Source organism: Stenotrophomonas oahuensis, assembly GCF_031834595.1.
Lineage (GTDB): Bacteria > Pseudomonadota > Gammaproteobacteria > Xanthomonadales > Xanthomonadaceae > Stenotrophomonas > Stenotrophomonas oahuensis.
In genome coordinates this window covers 523,300-546,131 of sequence record NZ_CP115541.1, presented here as the reverse complement: position 1 = coordinate 546,131, position 22,832 = coordinate 523,300, and the positions used below count along the sequence as shown (strand labels likewise).

Below are 22,832 nucleotides of genomic sequence, written 5' to 3'. Positions count from 1 at the left end.
CCGACAGGTGCCATCAGCCTTCCTCGCGCACAATCTCGATCAGCCGGTTGCCGTAGCGGGCGAGCTTGCTGCCGCCGATGCCGCCGACCCGGCCCAGCGCGTCGATGCTCGTCGGACGCTGCTCGGCGATATTGCGCAGGGTGCTGTCGTGGAAAATCACGAACGCGGGGACGTTCTGTTCGCGTGCCAGCTCGGCACGCAGGCTGCGCAGGGCGTTGAACAGCGCGAGGTCCTGCGGCAGCACCGACAGGCCGGTGCGCTGGCCGCTGCGGTCGCGTTCGCGGCTGGGAGCCTGGTCGCGGCGCATCATCACCTTGCGCCGGCCGGTCAGCACGTCGCGGCTGGCATCGGTGAGGCGCAACCCACCGTAGGCCTCGCTGTCCACTTCCAGCAGGCTGGCGGCGACCAGCTGGCGGAATACGCTGCGCCAGGTGCGCGCGTCGAGGTCATTGCCGATGCCGTAGGTGCTGAGCTGATTGTGGCCGAACTGGCGGATTTTCTCGTTGTCGCCACCGCGCAGGATATCGATCAGGTGACCGACGCCGAAGCGCTGGCCACTGCGGTAGACGCAGCTGAGGGCCTTCTGCGCGGCAATGGTGGCGTCCCAGGCGTCCGGCGGCTGCAGGCAGTTGTCGCAGTTGCCGCAGGGCTTGGGATAGGTTTCGCCAAACCCGGCCAGCAGGACCTGGCGGCGGCATTGCATGGATTCGCAATAGCCCAGCAGGTGGTCGAGCTTGGCGCGTTCCAGGTTCTTGCGCTCTTCACCGGCCTCGGACTGCTCGATCATCTGCTTGAGCAGCACGACATCACCCAAGCCGTAACACAGCCAGGCATTGGCGGCCTCGCCGTCACGGCCGGCGCGGCCGGTTTCCTGGTAGTAGCCCTCCATCGACTTGGGCAGGTCGGTATGGGCGACAAACCGCACGTCGGGCTTGTCGATGCCCATGCCGAAGGCGATGGTGGCGCACATGATGATGCCGTCTTCGCGCAGGAAGCGGCGCTGGTTCTCGGCGCGCACTTCGGCGGGCAGGCCGGCATGGTAGGGCAGGGCGTTCATGCCCTGGGCGCAGAGGAACTCGGCGGTCTCCTCGACCTTGCGCCGCGACATGCAATAGACAATGCCGGCTTCGTCGCGGTGCCCGCGCAGGAAGTCGAGCAGCTGGCGCTTGGCGTTGTCTTTCTGGACGACGGTATAGCGGATGTTGGGGCGATCAAATGAACTGACGAAGTGCTGGGCACCGGTCAGGTCCAACCGTTCAGCGATCTCTCGCTGGGTGGGCGGATCGGCCGTGGCGGTGAGCGCGATCCGCGGCACCTGCGGCCAGCGCTCGTGCAGCACGGTGAGCTGGCGATACTCGGGCCGGAAGTCATGCCCCCACTGGGAGACGCAATGGGCCTCGTCGATGGCAAACAGCGCGATGCGGCTGCGGGCGAGCAGGGACAGGAAGCGGCCGGTGAGCAGGCGCTCCGGAGCTACATACAGCAGTTCCAGCTCACCGGACAGCAGCTCGCGTTCAACCCGGGCGGCGGTTTCGCCATCCAGCGTGGAATTCAGGTATTCGGCCCGTACGCCCAGCTGGCGCAGGGCTTCGACCTGGTCCTGCATCAGCGCGATGAGCGGCGAAATGACAATGCCGGTACCGTCACGCAGCAGCGAAGGCACCTGGTAGCACAGCGACTTGCCGCCACCGGTGGGCATGAGCACCAGCGCATCATTACCGGCCGCGACATGTTCAACGATCGCCTGCTGCGGACCGCGGAAATCGTCGTAGCCAAAGACGCGGTTGAGCAGGTCGTGCGCGGGACGGGAGGACATCCGGCTAGTTTACCGGTTCCTTGGCTCTCTTCCCTGTCCGCCTTTGCCCCATGTCCCCGTCGGTGACATGCTCTACGTGTCGCCGGGCTCTGCCCGGCTGCTGTTGGATTTGTGCGAACAGCCCTCGGTTCACGGCATCCCTGGGTTGGCGGATCGGGATGGGCGTTCCGGGGGACGGCGCAAGTACGTCCTTGTAGCCTCGATCGCCGCATCCATGCGGCTCACGCCCCCTCCAGCCCACCCCGACCCGCCCCGACAGCTGGTCGGTGGCCAAGGAAGATCAAAATCACCCGTCTGCAAGAAAACAGGCACCCGTAGGTGCCTGCTTTTCGCCCTTGATCTTTCCGGCCGTCCATCCAGATGTTTTGGGAGCAGGGCCAATAGCCCCTCCCGGGACCGTTGAAAACATGGATGTTTTCGACGAGCCCCCATGGATGGGTTCACGGCGTGTCCCGGGAGGGGCTATTGGCCCTGCTCCAGCACGCACCAGTGAATAGCTGGAACCGAGGCCTTACTGCAGGAGCGAACGCAGCATCCAGGCGTACTTTTCGTGGGTCTGCAGGCGCTGGGTCATCAGGTCTTCGGTGGGGGCGTCGTCGGCGTCGTCGGCGACGTCCAGGACGTGACGGGCGGTACGGCAGACGGCCTCGTTCGCGGCGACCAACTGGCGTACCATTTCACGCCAGTCGGCGCTGTCGCTCAGGCCCGGTTCCTCGGCGATGGAGGTCAGGGCGGCGAATTCGCGGTACGAACCCGGGGCGTTGAAGCCCAGGGCGCGGATGCGCTCGGCCACGTCGTCCAGGGCCGCCCACTGCTCGGTGTACTGGGTCTCGAACATGGTGTGCAGCGAGTTGAACATCGACCCGGTCACGTTCCAGTGGAAGTTGTGGGTCTTCAGGTAGAGCGTGAACGCATCAGCCTGGAAACGGGCCAGACCGTCGGCGATCTTCTTGCGATCGCCCTCCTTGATCCCGATATCGATGTTGGGGGCCGACGGAGCCGCTGCGGCCAGCTTCTGCTTGCCGGTCTTCGGTTTTGCCGGGGTCTTGGTCTTTGCCATGGGGGATGTCCTCCTGGTGGATGGGATGGCCTTCACAATAAATCAGACTAACCTTTCAGTCGTACTTTCGTTTTCTATCAATTCGATTCATGGCAGCTATCAACAAACCCGACGCCTCCGCGCTGCGCCAGCAGCAGTCCGCCATTGACGGGGCCATGAGCCGTGATCGTGGCCGTCTGCTCGGGTTGCTGTCGCGCCTGCGCGGCAAGCCCGATGACGCCGGCCTGACAACCGCCTTCGAGCAGGCCCTGCAGGCCTCGGTCCAGCGCCGCCAGGCGCGGGCGCTCAGCCAGCCGGCGATCAGTCTGGATGACAGCCTGCCGATTGCGCGTGAAGCCGAACGCATCACCGCGCTCATCCGCGATCATCAGGTCGTGGTCATCGCCGGTGAAACCGGGTCGGGCAAGACCACCCAGCTGCCCAAGCTGTGCCTGGCCGCGGGTCGCGGCGTGGCCGGCATGATCGGCTGCACCCAGCCGCGACGGATTGCCGCACGTGCCGTGGCCACCCGCGTCGCGCAGGAACTGCAGTCCGAACTGGGAACCACGGTAGGTTATCAGGTGCGCTTCACCGACCGGGTCGGGGATGACACCCGCATCAAGTTCATGACCGACGGCATCCTGCTGGCCGAGATCAGCAGCGATCGCTGGCTGTCGCAGTACGACACCCTGATCGTTGACGAAGCGCACGAGCGCAGTCTCAACATCGACTTCCTGCTCGGCTATCTCAAACAGTTGCTGAAGAAGCGGCCCGACCTGAAGCTGATCGTGACCTCGGCCACCATCGACACCTCCCGCTTTGCCCAGCATTTCGATGATGCACCGGTGATCAGCGTGGAAGGGCGGACCTTCCCGGTAGAGGTGCGCTATCGCCCGCTCGAAGGCGAGGGCACCGGTGCGGAAGAGGGGGGGCGCGACGGTGAACGCACGGTCAACGATGCCCTGGTGGCGGCGGTGGATGAAATTACCCGCAGCGACCCGCGCGGCGACATTCTGGTCTTCTTTCCCGGTGAGCGCGAGATCCGCGATGCGCACCAGGCCCTGGAGCGGCGCAAGTACCGGGAAACCGAGGTGCTGCCGCTGTATGCCCGGCTGTCGGTCAAAGACCAGGACATGGTGTTCAATCCGGGTAGCCGGCGGCGCATCGTGCTGGCCACCAACGTGGCCGAGACCTCGCTGACCGTGCCGCGCATCCGCTACGTGATCGACCCCGGCCTGGCCCGGGTCAAGCGCTATAGTCCGCGCCAGAAGCTGGATCGCCTGCACATCGAGGCGGTCTCGCAGGCCAGCGCCAACCAGCGCAAGGGGCGCTGCGGGCGTGTCTCTGAAGGCGTGTGCTATCGCCTGTATTCCGAAGCAGACTTCCTCTCGCGCGCGGAATTCACCGATCCCGAAATCCGCCGCTCCAGCCTCGCCGGCGTGATTCTGCGCATGTTGCAGCTGGGCCTGGGCCGGATCGAGGATTTCCCGTTCCTGGAAGCGCCGGACGAGCGTGCCATTGCCGACGGGTGGCAACAGCTGGGCGAGCTGGGGGCCATTGATGATCAACGCAGGCTGACCCCGATCGGCCGCCAGATGGCGCGCCTGCCGGTGGACGTCAAGCTGGCGCGGATGCTGGTGGCCGCGCAGGCACAGGGCTGTTTGCGTCCGATGCTGGTGATTGCCGCGTTCCTGGGCATCCAGGACCCGCGCGAACGCCCGCCCGAGGCGCGCGCGGCCGCTGACAATGCCCACGCGCTGTTCGCCGACGGCCGCTCGGAATTCGTCGGTGTGCTGCGGCTCTGGGAGGGCTATCGACAGGCCCACGAAGACCTCACCCAGTCCAAGCTGCGCGGCTGGTGCGAGCGGCATTTCCTGGGCTTCCTGCGCATGCGCGAGTGGCGCGAGCTGCATCGGCAGTTGCGCGTGCTGTGCGAGGAGCTGGGCTGGAACGAAGAACCGGTCGACAGCATGCTGGCTCCGCTGCTGGCCGGTTCCACCGCGCCTGCTCCGGCGCGCGATGACGAGGCCAAGGCCAAGGCCACGCGCGGACAGCTGCATCGCGCTGCCCGCTTGGCTCGCGAAGGCAGGGCGGGGGCTTCGGCACCGTCTGCGCCGACAGCAGCCGGGCAGAGCCCGGCTCTACAGCAGGCGCAGCCGGACACGCAACGCGACGTGCGCGGCGGCTTCAGCGAGCGCACCCGCGCGGCGGCCTACCAGACCCTGCACCGTGCGCTGATCGCGGGCTTGCCGACACAGATTGGCCATCGCAGTGACAAGGGCGACTTCCTGGCCCCGCGCCAGCGTCGCTTCCTGCCGTTCCCCGGCTCGGCCATGGCAAAGAAGCCGGCCCCCTGGCTGCTGGCCGCCACGCTGCTCGACACCCAGAAGGTGTGGGGTCTGACCCTGGCGGCGATCGAGCCGGACTGGGTGATTGCCGAACTGCCGCATCTGCTGCTGCGCAAGCACTTCGACCCGCACTGGTCGCGGGCCCAAGGGCAGGTGCTGGCGTCCGAGCAGATCAGTCTGTTCGGGCTGGTGCTGGCTCCGAAGAAGCCGGTGCACTACGGGCGCATCGCGGCAGGCGAGGCGCACGACATCTTCGTGCGGCAGGCGCTGGTGACCGGCGAGATCAACACCCGCGCAAGCGTGATCACCGACAACCTGAAGGTGCTGGAGCAGGCGCGCGAGGAAGAGGCCAAGCTGCGCCGTGCCGGTATCGTCGCCGACGAGGATTGGCAGGCGCGCTGGTATCTGGACCGCATTCCGGCGCAGATTCATTCGGCCACCGGTCTGGACACCTGGTGGAAGGGGCTTCCGCCCGAGCAGCGGCATGCGCTGGCATGGTCGTTGACCGATCTGCTGCCGGGCGAGGGCAGTGACGCCGAGCGTTATCCGAAGTACCTGCCGCTGGGCGACGCGCGGCTGGCATTGCACTACCGCTTCGAGCCCGGCAGCGAGGACGACGGCGTCAGCCTCGATGTGCCGCTGCACCTGCTCAACGCACTGGATCCCGCACGGCTGTCGTGGCTGGCCCCGGGCTTTGTTGCGGACAAGGCATCGGCGCTGATCCGTGGGCTGCCCAAGGCGATGCGGCGCAACTACGTGCCGGCTCCGGATTTCGGACGCGCCTTTGCTGAAGCCTATGCGCAGCCGACGGCCGACGACCTGCGCGGCGAGCTGGCGCGGTTCCTGTCGCGCGCCACCGGCGCAACGGTCGCAGCGACGGATTTCGACGATGCCGCGCTGGAGCCGCACCTGCGGATGAACCTGCGCCTGTATGACGCGCAGGGCAAGCTGCTGGCCACGTCGCGCGACCTGGACGCGCTGCGTGCTCGTTTCGGCGAGCGTGCCGGTGATGCCTTTGCCGCCCGTGCGGGTCGTGCGTTGGCGGCCGAGGGGCTGCGCGAATTTCCCTCCACGCCGATCCCGCTGCAGGTGCCGGGTGAGGCCGGCGTACCTGCCTATCCGGCACTGGTGGACGCCGGCGAGACGGCTTCGCTGCGCATTTTTGCCGACCGAAATGAAGCGGCCGAACAGCATCCACGCGGCGTGCGTCGGTTGTTGGAGATCGCGCTGTCCGACAAGGCCAAGCTGGCACGAAAGCAGTTGCCGGTACCGCCGAAGACCGGCCTGCTGTACGCGGCCATTGAGTCGCAGGAGCGTCTGCGCGGCGACCTGGTCGATGCCGCGTTGAACGCGGTGCTGGCCGAGGGCCTGGGCGAGATCCGCGACCCGTCCGCCTTCGCCCTGCGTCGCGACGCTGCCGGACGCGCGCTGTTCGGTGAAGCCATGGCGCGGTTGAAGCTGGCCGAATCGATCCTGGCGCACGTGGCGGAGCTCAAGCCACTGCTGGAAGCACCGTTGATGGGCTGGGCACGCGGCAATCTGGATGACATGGAGCACCAATTGGCCGCGCTGGTTCACCCGGGCTTCCTGCGTGATACCCCCGCTGACGCGCTGGCCAACTACCCGCGCTACCTGCGCGCAATGATCCTGCGCAGCGAGCGCGCCAAGCGCGACCCGCCGCGCGACCAGGCCCGCATGCTGGAACTGCGTCCATTCCTGGATGCGCTGGACGAGGCGCAGGCGCGCGGCCTTCGCGGTCGCGCGCAGTGGCAGGCGCTGCGCTGGGATCTGGAAGAGCTGCGGGTGTCGTTGTTTGCCCAGGAGCTGGGTGCGAAGACCGGCATTTCAGCCAAGAAGCTGGCCCAGCGGGTTGCGGCGCTGCGCCAAGGGTGATGTCCACCCTTGGCCGCGCCTGCAGTGCGTCACTTGACGCGCTGCACTTTCGCCTTCGTGTTCACACCCTTGAGCTGCAGATACCACACGCCCATGACGCCCGGGCTGATCGAAACCTCCGGATCGGTCCGGCGCACGCCGGCCAGGGTGACGTCGTCGGTCTGCTCCCATTCCTGCTTGTTGGCCAGTACATAGCGGCGGCCCTTGCCGAACCCGCGGAATTCGCCCTGGAGGGTGCTGACGATCGGCTCCTTGCTGCCGAAATCGAAGAAGCCGCGGTTCTTGACGATGACTTCCTGGCGGCCCTCTTCGCGTGCTTCTTCGCGGACTTCCTCGCGCACCTGTTCGCGCACGCCGGCAGTGACGGCGGCCACTTTGCCCTGCAGCCATCCGTTCAGCGCGGCCAGCTCGGCTGCGCTCAGCTTGTCCAGCCCCGCTGCCTTGAACTCGGCGGGTGTCATCTGCTGCTGCAGATCGCCTTCGACCACGCGCTGGGCCAGGGCCGGCGACGCAAGGCCCAACAGAATGGCCGCACTGGCCAACATCCTCAAACGGGAAAAGCGCATGGCAGGTCTCCAGGATTTGCCCGGATTGTACCGTGGCGTGTCCGCCGTCAGCTCATGCACCTGTTTTGATTGTCCGGCAACGGAGGGGGCGCTAGTGTAGAGGCCTCTGTCCCACCTGCACGATGCTGTGAACCGCGCTTCTGCCCCCGGCCTGGATGCCTTGTTGAACCGACCGTCGATGGCGTCGCTGTCGACGCCCCTGCGCGATGCGCTGCTGCAACGCTGGCATGAGGAAGGTACCGATCACGCCCAGCAGGCCAGCTGGCCGGTGCTGGTCGATACCATGGACGCGCTGGCCTTGTTGTCGGCCGACGACAGCGCGCTGGTGGCTGGGCTGCTGTTCGACCTGCCCGGCTTGCGTGCGGGCCTGGAAGCATTGCCCCTGGGAACGCTCAAGACCGCGGTGCTGGGCCTGCTCGAGGGCCTGGACGCGGCCGACCAGGTCTGGGCGCTGCACGCCGGACGCGAGGCCGGCCGCAACAGCGAAGGATTGCGTCGCCTGCTGCTGTCGATCATCCACGATCTGCGGGTGGTGCCGATCCTGCTGGCGCGACAGCTGGCGCGCATGCGTGCCGCCGACCGCCTGCCCGAAGAAGAGCGCCGCGCGCTGGCCCAGCTCACGCGCGATATCCATGCGCCGCTGGCCAACCGCTTGGGCATCTGGCAGTTGAAATGGGAACTGGAAGATCTCGCGTTCCGCCACCTGGAGCCGGACACCTACCGGCGCATCGCACGCGAGGTCGATGAGACCCGGCTGGCCCGCGAGCGCTACGTGGATACGGTAAAGAAGACCCTGTCGCGCGAGCTGGTCGCGCAGGGCATAGAGGCCGATGTCAGCGGGCGTCCCAAGCATATCTACAGCATCTGGCGGAAGATGCAGAAGAAGCGGCTGGCCTTCGACCAGCTGTATGACATCCGCGCGGTGCGGGTGATGGTCAAGGACGTGGCAGCCTGTTATGCCGCGCTGGGCGTGGTGCATTCGCTGTGGGTGCCGGTGCCCAGTGAGTTCGACGATTACATCGCGCGCCCCAAGGCGAACGACTATCGCTCGCTGCATACCGCGGTGATCGGCCCGGAAGGGCGCACCATTGAAGTGCAGATCCGCACCCACGATATGCATGCCCAGGCAGAGCTGGGCGTGGCCGCGCACTGGCGTTACAAGGAAGGCAGCAAGGGCGCAGAGAAGGCCTTCGACCGCAAGATCACCTGGATGCGCCAGTTGCTGGAGCATTCCCAGGACGGGCAGGGCGGTGAGCTGGCCGGTGCGCTGGATGCTGAGCTGACCGAGGACCGGGTCTATGCGCTCAGCCCCAAGGACGAGGTGATGGACCTGCCACAAGGGGCCACGCCGCTGGATTTCGCCTACCACGTACACACCATGGTGGGGCATCGCTGCCGCGGTGCGAAGGTCAATGGCCGCATCGTGCCGTTGACCTACCGCCTGCGCAGTGGTGACCGGGTGGAGATCCTGACCGGCAAGGAAGCCGATCCGCGCCGCGACTGGCTGCTGGTGGCCAATGGGTACCTGGCCAGCAACCGGTCGCGCGAAAAGGTGCGTGGCTGGTTCCACAAGCTGGACCGGGCCCGCAACGTGCAGGCCGGTCGTGAGCTGCTGGACCGCGAACTGAAGCGGCTGGGCCTGCAGCACGCTGATCTGGCGGTGGCCGCGAAGAAGTTCCACGCGGACAGTGTCGACGACCTGTACATTCAGGTGGCGCTGGGCGACACCGGTCCGCATCAGGTCAGTCGGGCGCTGCTGGAGGCTGAACGCGCGGCGACCCAGCCGGCAACGCCGTCACTGCCGCGACCCACCGCGCGGCGTGAAAACCTGGGCAAATCCAAATTCACCGTACAGGGCGTGGGCAACCTGCTGGTGCAGTTGGCGCGCTGCTGCCAGCCGGTCGCCGGTGAACCCATCGTGGGGTATCTCACCCGCAGCCGCGGCGTGACCGTGCACCGTACCGACTGCGCCGCGCTGGCACGGCTGCAGGCTGCCAGCCCGCAGCGGATTCTGCCGGTGGAGTGGGGGCAGGCCGGCGGTGGTTACGAGGTGGACGTGGTGGTCAACGCGGTGGATCGCCGCTGGCTGCTGAAGGACATCACCAATCTGATCGCGCAGGAAGACGCGTATGTGCTCGACATTCACAGTGACAACGTCCGCAACAGCGGCCGTGCGCATCTGCGGCTGCGGCTGAAGGTGAGCGATTACGGGCAGTTGGCCACCCTGCTGGGCAAGCTGGATGCCCTGCCCGGCGTCAACGACGTGCGGCGTCTAGGCTGAACTCACGTGACCAGCGCTAGGCTCAACGGATGAGCCGCCAAGCTCCCGCACCGCATGAGGATGCCGCCCATGCTGCCCTGCGTCGGGTCCGCCGCGAGGGGCGATGGTGGCGCGTGCAGGCCTGGCATGCGCGGCGCGTATGGCGCTGGGCACTGCTGGTGGCCGCAACGTTGTTCCTGTTGCTGGTGGCATTTCGCGCACCGCTGGCCAACTGGTTCTGGAACGAGCCGCAGATCGAGCAGTTGCTGGATCGTGGCGACCGTGCGTTGGCGGCGGGTCATCTCAGCGCAGTTGATGGCAACGGGGCCCGCGAGTGGTACCAGGCGGCTCTGGCACTGGACGGTGATCGGCCGCAGGCGCGGGAAGGTCTGGCGCGCACCGGACAGGCGGCACTGGCACAGGCGCGCCGTGCGCTGCAGGCGGACGACCTGGACGGCGCGCAGCGCGGTCTGGAACTGGCGCGCGAACTGCAGGTGCCGCAACGCGATGCCGATGCCGTTGCTGACGCGCTTCGCGTGCGACAGCAGTCCGGTGCAGGGTTCGGAGTCCTGCTCGGGCGCGCCGAAGCGGCACTGCAGGCTCAGCGCCTGGATGGCAGCGATGACAGCGCGCTGCCCTTGTTCCAGCAGGTGCTGGCGCTGGCACCCAATCATCTGCGGGCATTGGAAGGGCGCGAGGATGCGCTGACTGAATTGCTGCTCCAGGCGCGCAGTGCGGCGGCGCAAGGCGACGTGGCCCGCGCTGCACCGCTGGTGCGGCGCGCGCGGGTGTTTGATGCCGGGCATGTGGACCTGCCAGCGACCGAAGCGGCACTCAACAGCGCGTTGGAGCGCCGCCTGCAGTTGGGACAGCAGGCGTTGAAAGCGCGACGCTGGGATACCGCTGCCAATCATTTCAAGGCCGTGATCGCGGCGCGTCCGGATGAGCCGATGGCTCAGCAGGGACTGCTGCAGGTGGGCGATGCGTGGTTGACCGAGGCCAATCGTCTGGCCGGCGATTTCCGTTTCGCAGAGGCCGAACAGATGCTGGGCCGGGCCGAAGCGACAGGCGTCTCCGCGCGCGCGCTGCAGGGTGCGCGGCAGTCGTTGAACCAAGCCCGTCAAGCGGAAAAGGCCCTCGCAACCCCGCGTGCCCCACGCGCACGCCGCGAACAGGAACTGAAGGAACTCCTGCAGCGTTTCGAACTGGCCCAGGCCCAGGGGCGCTTCCTGACCCCGCCGGGCAACAGTGCCTACGATGCGCTGCGGGCGGCGCAGGCACTGGCACCGCAGGATGCGCGGGTGCATGACGCGGCCCGTCAACTGCTGCCGGCCAGTCGAAACTGCTTTGAGGACCGCCTGCGTGAAAACCGGGTTCAGGCGGCGGGTGCCTGCCTGGGGGCGTGGCAGGCATTGTCGCCGGAGGACGGAGCGGCGGCCGCCGCACGTCAGCGGCTGGCGCAGCGCTGGCTGGCGGTCGGCAGTGAGCGGCTGGGGCGAGGCGATGTCGCTTTTGCCCGTGCGGCACTGCAGGCCGCCACTGAACTGGGCAGCAATCCGGCAAGTCCCGAGCATCTGGCGCTTGAGCAGCGATTGCAGGATGTGGAAGGGCTGCGCTGAAGGGAGTGCTGCCGCTCGGGTATATTACGCCGTCATTTCACACAGGCTGCGGCATGACCGTCCTTGTTTCCGGCGCGACCAGTCAGATCGGTCGCTATCTGTTGCCTCGTCTGTTGCAGGCGGGTATTCCGGTGCTGGCCGTGAGTCGACAGCCGCAGCCGTCGCAGCCCGGAGTGGAGTGGTGGACCGGCGATCTGGGTGACGCCCTGTCGTCGTTTCAAGGTCAGACCTGGCAGGCCATTGTCAGCTTCACATCGATGGAGGGCTGGTTGCCGTGGCTGGCGGCACAGGATTCGGCACCCGCGCCGCGGATCATCGCCACCAGTTCCATGAGCGTGGTCACCAAGGAGTCGTCGGCACAGAGCGACGAACAGGCCGTGGTGGCATGGTTGCGCAGAGGTGAAACGGGTCTGACCACGCAGGCCGAGCGCCTAGGCATGCAGTGGACCATCCTGCGCCCCACTCTGATCTATGGCGCGGGAATCGATAAAAGCCTGACGCCGATTGTCGCGCGGGCCCGTCGCGCGCGCCTGTTCCCGATTCCGATGGCGCACGGCATGCGCCAGCCGGTGCATGCAGACGACATCGCCCAGGCCGTGGTGGCGGCGCTGCACACCGATGCGACGGCAGGCAAGGTCGTTGAAATCGGTGGCGGAGAGCGTCTGCACTATGCAGAGATGTTCAGGCGTGTCCACGCCAGCATGGCGGAACGGACCTTGCCGGTCCCTCTGCCGCAAGCGCTGCTGCGCCTGTTGGCCGCTGCTGTACCGAGGGCACGCGGTCCAGTTTCCCGGCTGCAACAGGATCTGATCGCAGATAATGGCCCCTTGCGGGCGCTGCTCGGTATCCATCCGCGGCCTTTCCAGCCGGATGCAGGCGCGTGGGTGCCGCTGTCCCGCAACGAGGCATTGGCGCGGATCGAGGCTGCAGCTTCGTGATCGGGACCGGCCTTCCAGCAACGGGGCGGACATCTGCGGAACGAATCGGCGTCGCCTTGTGTACCTACAACGGCGCTGAATATCTCCAGGCACAGTTGGACAGCATTCTGGCGCAGACCGTACCGGTCGACGAGATCGTGGTCGGGGACGACGGATCGAGCGACACCACCCTTTCCATTCTCGAACGGTTCCGCATCGATGCGGCATCGCGCGGAATCCGGGTCGAGATCATCGAGAATGTGCGCAACCTGGGCTATGTCCAGAATTTCTCCGAAACGTTGCTGCGCTGCACGGCGGACATCCTGTTCCTGAGCGATCAGGATGACGTGTGGCACGCGGATCGGGTGCAGGTACTGGTGGAACGGTTTGACGCGGAGACGGGGCTTTTGATGCTTCACGGAGACGCGCGCCTGGTGGACAGGACGGGGCAGCCACTGGGCTCGACGCTGTTGGAGGTTCTTGGCGTTCATCCGGCCGAACTGTCTCTGGAGCGTTCAGGCCGGTTGCTGGACGCGGTTCTTGTACGCAACTTCGTTACCGGGGCGACGTGTGCGCTCAGGCGCGGCCTGCTCCAATCCGGATTGCCGGTGCCCCGGTACTGGAGCCATGACGAGTGGTTGGCCGTCGTCGCCTCGCTGGCGCGCGGATTGGACGTGCATCGCCCTGCCACCATCGACTACCGGCAGCATGGCGGCAATCAGATCGGGGCCACCCGTCGTTCGCTGCTTTCGCAACTACGCGGGTTGGTGCTGTTCGATCCGGAGGCCCGCAGCCGTACTGCCGAACGGTTGGCGAGCGCGGTGGCCGTGCTGGACGCCCAGCACGAAGCGATTGCGCCGGCACCATTTAGGGGTCTCGCAGCACTCACCTGGCGGATGGCGTGGTCGCGTCTGGCGCTGTACCGACGGGCCGACGTGAGAACCCGCTGGATCGTGGGCGACGCGCCTCGTCTTGTGGGGCGTCTGGCCAACGCCTGCCTGGCCGGTGCCGGCTGGCGCGGGGCGGCGGCGGCCTGCCGTGGGGCATGGGCGGGCCTGCGGGGTCACGGTTTACCTGATTGAACTGCGGCGAAACGGCGAATGGCCGCGACTCTGCCGCCGTGGCCACTGGGGTAGACTCGACGAAGTTTATTCTTCGAAAATCCCGTGCCCCCACGTTACGATTCCGACGACACCGACGCGTTTGACGACGACACCGAAAGCCGCTGGCCGCGCTGGCGCAGCCGGCTCATCACGGCAGGCATTGCGGCTTTCGCGCTGGCACTGGGATTTCTGATCCCTTACACCGTCTACCTGAACAAGCAGGTGACGCAGCGATTCGGTGAACTGCGCTGGCAGATCCCCACGCGGGTGTACGCGCGCCCCTTGGTGCTGGCCCCGGGCGTGGCGATGGACACGCAGACCCTGAAAACCGAACTGGCGGCCGCGGCATACCGCGACGACGGCACCGGTAAATCGCCGGCCACGTTCAGCCAGGACGGCGGGCGCTTCGTCATTTCCAGCCGTGGCTACAACGACGTGGACGGCCCGGTGGCTCCGCGCCGGGTCGAGCTCACCGTGTCCGGCGGGCAGATCGCCTCGCTGCGCGACGCCGGCAACCGGAAGGCGCTGAAGGCCGCCCGTCTGGACCCGGCGCGTATTGCCACGCTGTACGGCCAGAAGCAGGAAGAGCGTCGCCTCGTGCGCCTGGAGGAAACCCCGGAACTGCTGGTGACCGGTCTGCAGGCGGTGGAGGACAAGGACTTCAACCGTCACCACGGCATCGACCTGAGCGGCATCGTCCGGGCCGTATGGGTGACCGTGCGCTCGGGCGGACAGAGCCGGCAGGGCGCGTCCACCCTGACCCAGCAGCTGGCCCGCAGCGGGTTGCTCGGCATCGGCAAGGAACAGACCGTCACCCGCAAGTTCAATGAAGTGCTTTACGCGCTCATCATGGAGGCGCGCTACGACAAGCGCACCATCCTGGAGGCCTATCTCAACCAGGTCTATCTGGGCCAGCGCGGCAGCCAGGCGATCCACGGCATGTCCTCCGGTGCCGAATTCTGGTTCGGACGCGACCTGTCCTCGCTCAACACCGAACACATCGCGCTGCTGATCGGGCTGGTCAAGGGGCCGTCGTACTACGACCCGCGCCGCAACCCGGAGCGCGCGCTGGATCGCCGCAACTTCGTGCTCGGCAAACTGCACGAGAACGGCCTGATCGACCAGGCCGAGCTGGAGCGTGCGCTGAAGGCTCCGCTGGGCGTGGCGAAGGTGCCGGGCCTGATCGCGGCCAACCGTTTCCCGGCCTATGTTGATCTGGTGCGTCGCCAGTTGGGGCACGATTACCCCGAGTCGGTACTGCAGGGGGCCGGCCTGAGCGTGATGACCGGCATGTCGCCGTCGGCGCAGGCCTATGCCGAAGGCTCGGTCACCAAGACGATCAAGTCGCTTGAAAACAAGCGTCGCCCGGAACTGCAGGCCGGTCTGGTGCTCACCGATGTGCATAACGGTGATGTGCTGGCCGTGGTCGGCAGCCGCGATGTGGCCGAGCCCGGCTTCAACCGGGCCATCGAGGCCCAGCGCCCGGTCGGCTCGCTGCTCAAGCCGTTCGTGTACCTGCTGGCGCTTGCCCAGCCGGACAAATACTCGCTGGCAACCTTCGTCGATGACTCACCGGTCACCGTGCAGCTCAGCCGCGGCAAGCGCTGGACGCCGGGCAACGCGGACAACCGCAGCCACGGCACGGTGCGCCTGATCGATGCGCTGGCCAATTCCTACAACCAGGCCACGGTGCGGGTGGGCATGCAGGTCGGCCCCGAACGGGTCACCCAGCTGATCCACGTCCTGGCGGGCTTGAAGGCCGAGAGTAATCCCTCGGTGATTCTGGGTTCGACCGACCAGAGCCCGTACGCGATGGCGCAGCTTTATCAGTTCCTGGCGTCGGGCGGCGAAATCCAGCCGCTGCACGCGGTGCGCGGCGTGCTGGATCCGCAGGGCAAGCTGCTCAAGCGTTACGACAAGACCCCGGCCCCGGCCCAGGAGGGCGACTCGATTGCCGCCAACCTGATCAGCATCGGTCTGCAGCAGGTGGTCTCCAGTGGCACCGCGCAGCGCCTCAATGCCGACGGGCTGGGTCGCCTGCAGCCGGCTGGCAAGACCGGCACGTCCAACGATGGACGCGACAGCTGGTATGCCGGCTACACCGGCGACCATCTGGCCGTGGTCTGGATGGGCAACGATCAGAACGAACAGACCGGTCTGTTTGGTGCCACCGGCGCGATGCGGGTGTGGTCGGGCATCTTCAGCCGATTGCCCACCGCGCCGTTGAAGGTGAACAACAAGGGACTGGACTGGCAGCCGGTGGAAGCCGGTGGCATGGCCGCCACCGACGACGCCTGCCCGGGCGCGCGCCGGTTCCCGTTCGTGGTGGGGTATGCGCCGAACTACGCCCCCTGCGCACCGCCCAGCGCGTTGCCGGAAGGCGAGGGCGAGGGACAGGGCGAAGGCGGTGGCTGGCGCAGCTGGTTCGGCCTGGACAAGAAACCCGAGCCGGCTGCAGAGCCGGCTTCCGCCGCTCCAGCGGCCACTCCCCCGGCTCGTTGAGTCGTTTTTGAGGTCGCTGCGCATGAACCGTCTCCCGCTTCTTGTTTTCGCTTCCGCTTCCGCACTGATCCTCGCCGGTTGCGTGTCTTCCACCGCCCCGGTCAAGCCGGTGGACACCACATCACCAGCGCAACGCCTGGCGGCGGTGGACGCCGCTGCCGGCAAGGACGACACCGAGCTGGACGTGCAACCGCTGCGCGACGGCGCTGTGGAAGACCTGCGCGTGGTCGCGCAGGGTAAACGCCAGGCCGGTGATCTGGCCGGTGCGGCACAGGCGCTGGACCAGGCCCTGCAGGTGTCCGAAGGCGACCCGGCGGTGCTGCAGGAGCGCGCCGAGGTGGCGTTGTTGCAGGCCGATTGGGCGCAGGCCGAAATGCTGGCGCACAAAGCGGTGGAGCTGGGTTCGAAGACCGGTCCGCTGTGCCGTCGTCACTGGGCGACGATCGAGCAGTCGCGCCTGGCGCGGGGTGAGCAGGAAAATGCCGTTTCCGCCCACGCCCAGATCGAAGGCTGCACGGTGCCCGGCATCAAGCGGTATTGACCCCCGTACAATGGCGGCATGATCGGTCTTGCCCATGCCAGCCGCGATGCGCTCAGCGAGGGCGGCGCGCTTGCCAGCCACCTGGATGCCTTTGTCGCCCGCCCCGCGCAGCTGCGACTGACCGCCGCCATCGCCGACGCGTTCGAACAGCGTGACGTGCTGCTGGCCGAAGCCGGTACCGGCACCGGCAAGACCTTTGCCTATCTCGTGCCGGCCTTGCTGTCGGGGCTGAAGATCATCATCTCCACCGGTACCCGGGCGCTGCAGGACCAGCTTTACCATCGCGATCTGCCGCGCGTGCGTGCGGCGTTGGGTGTAGGCCACAGCAGTGCGCTGCTGAAAGGGCGCGCCAACTACCTGTGCCGCTATCGCCTGCAGCAGGCACGCGGCGAGCCGCGTTTCAGCAATCTGGAGCAGGTGGCCCAGTTTCAGCGCATCCTGGCATGGTCGGGGCGCACCCAGCACGGCGACATGGCCGAACTGGATGCCTTGCCGGAAGATTCGCCGCTGCTCCCGCTGGTGACCTCCACGGTGGATAACTGCCTCGGCACCGACTGCCCGTTCTGGTCGGACTGCTTCGTGGTGCAGGCGCGGCAACGGGCGCAGGCCGCCGATGTGGTGGTGGTCAACCATCACCTGCTGCTGGCCGACCTGGCATTGAAGCAGGAAGGCTTCGGCGAGATCCTGCCGGGCGCGCAGGCGTTTGTGATCGACGAGGCCCACCAGTTGCCGGAGCTGGCCGCCAACTTCTTTGGTGAGGGCTTCGGCATGCGGCCGTGGCAGGAGCTGGCCCGCGACTGCCTGGCCGAAAGTCGCAGCGTGGCCGGCGCACAGGCCGCGTTGCAGGGGCCGGCGGGCACCCTTGAGCAGACCCTGCGCGAACTGCGCACGGCGATGGAAGGCCTGCCCGGGCGCGGCACCCAGTGGCGGGCGTTGGCGGTACCGCAGGTGCGCGACGGTTTCGATGCCGCGATGAGCGCTCTGGTGGGCCTGCGCGATGTGCTGGACGGCGTACGCGAGGCCTCGCCTGGATTGGATGCCTGCCGCGCGCGCGCGGTGGAGGCGGTGTCGCGCCTTTCACGTTGGTTGGGCGAGGACGCGCCGCTGCTGGATTTCGAAGCCGATCCGGCCCCACCGCCAGACAGTGGGGACGTGCTCTGGTACGAGCTCACCCCGCGCGGCTTCCGCTGCCAGCGCACGCCGATGGATGTGTCCGGGCCGTTGCGCGAACATCGCCAGCGTTCCATGGCCGCCTGGGTGTTCACCTCCGCGACGCTGACGGTGGATGGTCACTTCGAGCACATCGCCCAGCGCCTGGGTCTGGAAGACCCGATTACGCTGCTGCAGCCCAGCCCGTTCGATTGGGAACGACAGGCCCTGTGTTACCTGCCCACCGGCTTGCCGGACCCGGCCGCGCGCGGCTTTGGCACCGCGCTGATCGCGGCGCTGACCCCCGTGCTGCAGGCCTCGGAGGGGCGCGCATTCCTGTTGTTCGCCTCGCATCGCGCGCTGCGCGAGGCGGCCGAGGCGCTGCGCGACGGCCCGTGGCCGCTGTTCGTACAGGGTGAGGCACCGCGCGCCACGCTGCTGCAACGGTTCCGCGACTCAGGTAATGGCGTGCTGCTGGGGTCGGCCAGCTTCCGCGAAGGCGTGGACGTGGTCGGTGACGCCCTGAGCGTGGTGGTGATCGACAAGCTGCCGTTTGCCGCGCCGGATGACCCGGTGTTCGAGGCGCGGCTGGAGGCGATCCGTCGCGACGGGGGCAATCCGTTCCGCGACGAGCAGCTGCCGCAGGCGGTCATCGCGCTCAAGCAGGGTGTGGGACGGCTGATCCGCAGTGAGACCGATCGGGGCGTGCTGGTGCTGTGCGACCCGCGCCTGACCACGCGCGGCTATGGGCGGATCTTCATGGATTCGTTGCCGCCGTTCCGCCGTACGCGGGCGCTGGCCGATGTCCAGGCCTTCTTTGCGCCACAATGGGCACCCGTCGCTTCCGGGCCGGACCCGGTGCATGCCGCCGACAGTGCCGATGCTCCGTTCCCGACCTCCCTGTTCTGACCACGCCGCCGTGCCCATGAAACTGCTCGCCTTTGAAACCGCCACCGAAGCCTGTTCCGTTGCCGTCTACGTGGACGGCCAGGTGCATGAGCGCTTCGAGCTGGCTCCGCGTCGTCATGCCGAGCTGAGCCTGCCCTGGGCCGAGCAGCTGCTGGCAGAGGCGGGCGTGGCGCGTTCGCAGCTGGATGCAATCGCATTGGGCCGCGGGCCCGGCGCATTCACCGGTGTTCGTCTGGCCATTGCCATTGCCCAGGGCATCGCGCTGGCGCTGGACCGTCCGCTGATTCCGGTCTCCACCCTGCAGGCCCTGGCGCTGCGCGCGCCGGCGGGGCATGACCAGGTGCTCAGCAGCATCGACGCACGCATGGGTGAGGTCTATGTGGCCCGACAGGTGCGGGTGGACGGCGTGTGGCAGTTGCAGGGCGAGGAGGTCGTGTGCGCTCCGGACGCGGTGGAGCTGCCTGACGGCAGCCGCTGGTTCGGGGTGGGCACCGGCTTCGGAGCGGCGGACGGCCTGCTGGCCACTCGCCTGGCAGATCAACTGGACGGCGTGGATGCGCAGGCATTGCCGCGCGCCTCTGATGTGCTGGCGTTGGCAGTGCCGATGTTCGAGCGCGGCGAGGTCACCGCGCCTGAGCGGGTTGAGCCTGCCTACCTGCGCAACAACGTCGCCCTGACCCTGGTTGAACAGCAGGCCGCGCGCGCCGCCAAGCAAGGGTAATCATTACCCCGCGGACACGCATGGCGTGTCCCTACCGGTCGTCGCGCAACTCACCACCCGGCAGGAACATCCAGGTCCGCGTGACCTGCAGAATATCCACGTCGTCCTTGCTCTCCGGCAGGGGCGGGTAGGGCTGGGCGAGGCGTACCACGCGGAGTGCGGCTTCATCCAGCAGCGGGGTGCCGCTGCTGCGCAGGATGCGCGCGCTTTCCACGCTGCCGTCGCGGCGCACGCCCACGGTGATCACCACCTGGCCGCCCAGCCGGCGCTGCCGTGCCTCGTCCGGATAGTTCAGATTGCCGACGCGCTCGGCGCGGTCGACCCAGGCGCGCAGGTAGTTGGCGTAGGCGTACTCGCGGGTGCTGGCGGAAACGAATTTGCGGTTCGGGCGCTTGGCGTACTGCGCCGAGCGCAGGTGGACCTCCGCGGCCAGGCGCGCCATCTCGGCATCGCGCTGCTCGCGCGCGGTCATCGGTGCGTCGGGTCGCGGCTCCTCCGGCAGGGGCTGTGACTGCGCGTCCGCCACGGTGTCCGGGCTGTTGCGGGTGGCGACCACCCGTGCCTGGGGCGGCGGCGGACGGGCTGCGTCCTGTCGTTGCTGCGGTACCGGTGAAAGCCCGGCCTGCGGCTGCGGCACGATCCCGGTCTGGTTGTCGCGCGGACGCTGCGCGGTGTCGTGGTCACCGCCGCCCTGCTGGTTGGCCTGGGCCAGGAAGTCCGCCTGTTTCGGGGTCAGCGCGGTTTGGGTCTGGCTGAAGATCACGTCCAGCGTCGGCACCAGTGCGGCCTTGTCGCTGACCGCAAAGCCAACGCCCAGAATCAGCAGGCCGTGGACCAGCGCCGACAGCGCGAGCGTCGCCCCCAGTCGCTGCGACTCGCGGGTCTGGTGGGGCAGCAGGGGGGCGGCCGTCGCAGTCATCGTGGCAGGCTGGCCTCGATGGCGTCGAACAGGGTGCCGGCGATGTTCAGACCGAACTGGGCGTCCAGTTCGCGCACGCAGGTAGGGCTGGTGACATTCACTTCGGTGAGGTAGTCACCGATCACGTCCAGGCCGACGAATCGCATGCCGCGGCGTTTCATTTCCGGGCCGACCTGTGCAGCGATCCAGCGGTCGCGCTCGCTCAGCGGGCGGCCTTCGCCGCGGCCGCCGGCGGCCAGATTGCCGCGGAACTCGTCTCCCTGCGGGATGCGGGCCAGACAGTAATCCACCGGTTCGCCATCGACCAGCAGGATGCGCTTGTCACCGGCCGTGATATCGGGGATGAACTTCTGCGCCAGGGCCAGCTTGCGCTCGCCGTCGGTCAACGTTTCCAGAATTACATTCAGGTTCGGGTCGCCGCTGCCGCTGCGGAAGATCGAGCGCCCGCCCATGCCGTCCAGCGGCTTCAGCACCGCCTGGCCGTGTTCGAGCACGAAGGCCTTCAGGTCGGCGTGGCGGCGGCTGACCAGGGTCGGCGGGCAGCACTGCGGGAACAGCAGGGCGGCCAGCTTTTCGTTGTAGTCGCGCAGGCCCTGCGGGTCGTTGACCACCAGCGCCCCGGCCTGCTGGGCCACTGCCAGCACCTGGGTGTCGTAGATGAATTCGGCGTCGACCGGGGGGTCCTTGCGCATCAGCACCACCTGGCCGGGGCCGAAGGTTGTCTGGCTGAACTCGCCCAGGGTGAACCAGTCGGCCTTGTCGTCGCGGACCTGCAGGGGCGCGGTGCGGGCCACGGCCACGCCATCGCGCAGGGCCAGTCCTCCGGGGCTGACGTAGTGCAGGGCATGGCCACGGCGCTGGGCCTCCAGCAGCATGGCGAACGTGGTGTCCTTGGCGATCTTGATGTGGGCGATGGGATCCATCACCACGATGACGTTCAACGGCATGGTCACAACCTGGCGGGCAGGCGCTGATGGTAGCTTCAATCGGGCCCCGACGGCTTCCCTGACTGGGCGGAACGCTGCGTTTGCCACCTTCACGGTTTGCGCAGTTCGGGGGTGCTACGGTCGGGCGGGGGCGCGAGTGGCTTGGGCTGCACGCCAGACCCTTGATGCCGGAGGCCCGGTGGGATATAGATACGCTTTCGCAGCGACGTCGAATCACCAGGCACAAGCGTCGCGCGCTCGGGGAAAGGTAATGACTGAAAACATGGCTGCGGGTGGGGAACTCGCAGGGCTCGAAGGGTTGAGAGTCATGGTCATCGACGATTCGAAGACCATTCGCAGGACCGCTGAAACACTGCTCAAGCGCGAAGGCTGCGAGGTGGTGACCGCGACCGATGGTTTCGAGGCGTTGGCCAAGATCGCCGACCAACAGCCGCACATCATCTTCGTGGACATCATGATGCCGCGCCTTGACGGCTATCAGACCTGCGCGCTGATCAAGGGCAACCAGCTGTTCAAGTCCACGCCGGTGATCATGCTGTCCTCCAAGGACGGCCTGTTCGACAAGGCGCGTGGGCGCATCGTGGGCTCGGAGCAGTACCTGACCAAGCCTTTCACGCGGGAAGAACTGCTGGGTGCCATCCGCACATACGTAAACGCCTGACCAGGGGGGAAAGGCACAATGGCTCGTATCGTTCTGATCGAGGATTCACCGACCGACCGGGCGGTGTTCACGCAATGGCTGGAAAAGGCCGGGCATGAAGTACTGGTCGCAGACAATGCCGAGGACGGCGTCAAGCTGGTGCACGAATGTGCACCGCAGCTTGTGCTCATGGACGTGGTCCTGCCTGGCATGAGCGGTTTCCAGGCGACGCGTGGGCTCAAGCGCGACGCGGCCACCAAGGACATCCCGGTGATCATTGTCAGCACCAAGGCCATGGACACCGACCGCGCCTGGGGGCTGCGCCAAGGGGCCAGCGACTACATGGTCAAGCCGCCGCGCGAAGAGGAACTGCTGGCGCGGATCAATGAACTGGTGGCGGTGGCCTGATGCGCTCTCCCTTCGACATTCTTGAAGCCTACGAACGACGCAGCCTGGCCCATGCGGTGCAGCTGCCCGAGCGCCAGTTCGCCCAGGACCTGTGGCGTGGCGTGGGTTACCGCGTCGGCAGCCGCCGGCTGGTTTCGGACTTCCGCGAGGTGGTGGAAATCGTGCCGATGCCGCCGGTCACCCCGGTGCCGGGGGCGCATCCGTGGCTGCTCGGTGTCGGCAACCTGCGTGGCAACCTGTTCCCGGTGGTGGACCTGCGCTGCTTCCTGGAAGGTGAGCGCACCACCCAGCAGGAAGGCCAGCGCGTGCTGATCATGCGTCAGGCCGGCGGCGACGTCGCGCTGACCATCGATGAACTGTTCGGCCAGCGCAGCTTCGACCAGGACCAGGGCACCGCCATCGGTGACCTCGCTGCCGGTCGCTACGCCCATTTTGTGGATCGTGCGTTCCACAGCGACGGTCATGACTGGGGCGTGTTCTCGCTGTCCCTGTTGTCGCGTACCCCCGAATTCAGGCAGGCCGCGGCCTGATCGCT

General features: G+C 67.3%; 17 protein-coding genes. 12 read left to right on the top strand and 5 right to left on the bottom strand.

The genetic code is table 11. The annotated features are described in order from the left end of the window. Positions 1-13: 13 nt before the first annotated feature. Entirely contained in the window at positions 14-1,816 is a 1,803-nt protein-coding gene (recQ, locus tag PDM29_RS02380; RefSeq protein WP_311192305.1) for a DNA helicase RecQ, read from the bottom strand. A gap of 511 nt (positions 1,817-2,327) precedes the next feature. Continuing rightward, a complete protein-coding gene (locus tag PDM29_RS02375) occupies positions 2,328-2,876 on the bottom strand; it encodes a Dps family protein (protein WP_282297783.1) in 549 nt (182 codons plus the stop codon). An 89-nt stretch (positions 2,877-2,965) separates the two neighbouring features. On the opposite strand from PDM29_RS02375, the gene hrpA reads away from it, so the two are divergent. After that, the gene (gene hrpA / locus PDM29_RS02370; protein WP_311192304.1) at positions 2,966-7,096 is read left to right on the top strand and encodes an ATP-dependent RNA helicase HrpA; all 4,131 of its coding nucleotides are present in this window, start codon (positions 2,966-2,968) and stop codon (positions 7,094-7,096) included. Between the two features lie 29 nt (positions 7,097-7,125). Here hrpA and PDM29_RS02365 read toward each other — a convergent pair whose 3' ends face one another. After that, on the bottom strand, positions 7,126-7,662 hold the full coding sequence (locus PDM29_RS02365) for a hypothetical protein (protein ID WP_311192303.1): 537 nt from the start codon (positions 7,660-7,662) through the stop codon (positions 7,126-7,128). Between the two features lie 127 nt (positions 7,663-7,789). Here PDM29_RS02365 and PDM29_RS02360 point away from each other — a divergent pair, with 127 nt between their 5' ends. From PDM29_RS02360 to tsaB, 8 genes are all read left to right on the top strand, one after another. Beyond that, positions 7,790-9,943 (top strand): RelA/SpoT family protein, encoded by a 2,154-nt coding sequence (locus PDM29_RS02360; RefSeq protein WP_311192302.1) that lies wholly within the window; start codon positions 7,790-7,792, stop codon positions 9,941-9,943. A 29-nt stretch (positions 9,944-9,972) separates the two neighbouring features. Beyond that, a complete protein-coding gene (locus PDM29_RS02355) occupies positions 9,973-11,541 on the top strand; it encodes a tetratricopeptide repeat protein (RefSeq protein WP_311192301.1) in 1,569 nt (522 codons plus the stop codon). A 53-nt stretch (positions 11,542-11,594) separates the two neighbouring features. After that, positions 11,595-12,479: an SDR family oxidoreductase gene (locus PDM29_RS02350; protein WP_311192300.1), complete on the top strand. Its 885-nt coding sequence runs from the start codon at positions 11,595-11,597 to the stop codon at positions 12,477-12,479. Between the two features lie 56 nt (positions 12,480-12,535). Further along, entirely contained in the window at positions 12,536-13,540 is a 1,005-nt protein-coding gene (locus PDM29_RS02345) for a glycosyltransferase family 2 protein (protein WP_425508705.1), read from the top strand. A gap of 84 nt (positions 13,541-13,624) precedes the next feature. Beyond that, a complete protein-coding gene (gene mrcB / locus PDM29_RS02340; protein ID WP_311192298.1) occupies positions 13,625-16,063 on the top strand; it encodes a penicillin-binding protein 1B in 2,439 nt (812 codons plus the stop codon). Between the two features lie 22 nt (positions 16,064-16,085). Then, positions 16,086-16,604 (top strand): tetratricopeptide repeat protein, encoded by a 519-nt coding sequence (locus PDM29_RS02335; protein WP_311192297.1) that lies wholly within the window; start codon positions 16,086-16,088, stop codon positions 16,602-16,604. Between the two features lie 18 nt (positions 16,605-16,622). After that, positions 16,623-18,662 (top strand): DNA repair helicase YoaA, encoded by a 2,040-nt coding sequence (yoaA, locus tag PDM29_RS02330; protein ID WP_311192296.1) that lies wholly within the window; start codon positions 16,623-16,625, stop codon positions 18,660-18,662. A gap of 16 nt (positions 18,663-18,678) precedes the next feature. Further along, a complete protein-coding gene (gene tsaB / locus PDM29_RS02325) occupies positions 18,679-19,383 on the top strand; it encodes a tRNA (adenosine(37)-N6)-threonylcarbamoyltransferase complex dimerization subunit type 1 TsaB (RefSeq protein ID WP_311192295.1) in 705 nt (234 codons plus the stop codon). Between the two features lie 31 nt (positions 19,384-19,414). Here tsaB and PDM29_RS02320 read toward each other — a convergent pair whose 3' ends face one another. Together PDM29_RS02320 and gshB are read right to left on the bottom strand one after the other, a co-directional pair. Next, positions 19,415-20,302 (bottom strand): energy transducer TonB, encoded by an 888-nt coding sequence (locus PDM29_RS02320; protein WP_311192294.1) that lies wholly within the window; start codon positions 20,300-20,302, stop codon positions 19,415-19,417. Next, the gene (gene gshB, locus PDM29_RS02315; protein WP_311192293.1) at positions 20,299-21,249 is read right to left on the bottom strand and encodes a glutathione synthase; all 951 of its coding nucleotides are present in this window, start codon (positions 21,247-21,249) and stop codon (positions 20,299-20,301) included. Before gshB ends, PDM29_RS02320 begins: the two co-directional genes overlap by 4 nt. A 250-nt stretch (positions 21,250-21,499) precedes the next feature. On the opposite strand from gshB, the gene PDM29_RS02310 reads away from it, so the two are divergent. Genes PDM29_RS02310 through PDM29_RS02300 form a run of 3 tightly spaced genes read left to right on the top strand, consistent with a single transcriptional unit; the run spans position 21,500 to position 22,827 of the window. Next, positions 21,500-21,910 (top strand): response regulator, encoded by a 411-nt coding sequence (locus PDM29_RS02310; protein ID WP_311192292.1) that lies wholly within the window; start codon positions 21,500-21,502, stop codon positions 21,908-21,910. An 18-nt stretch (positions 21,911-21,928) separates the two neighbouring features. Continuing rightward, entirely contained in the window at positions 21,929-22,297 is a 369-nt protein-coding gene (locus PDM29_RS02305; protein ID WP_311192291.1) for a response regulator, read from the top strand. Beyond that, entirely contained in the window at positions 22,297-22,827 is a 531-nt protein-coding gene (locus PDM29_RS02300) for a chemotaxis protein CheW (RefSeq protein WP_311192290.1), read from the top strand. The genes PDM29_RS02305 and PDM29_RS02300 overlap by 1 nt, the downstream gene beginning before the upstream one ends. The last annotated feature ends 5 nt before the right edge of the window (positions 22,828-22,832 follow it).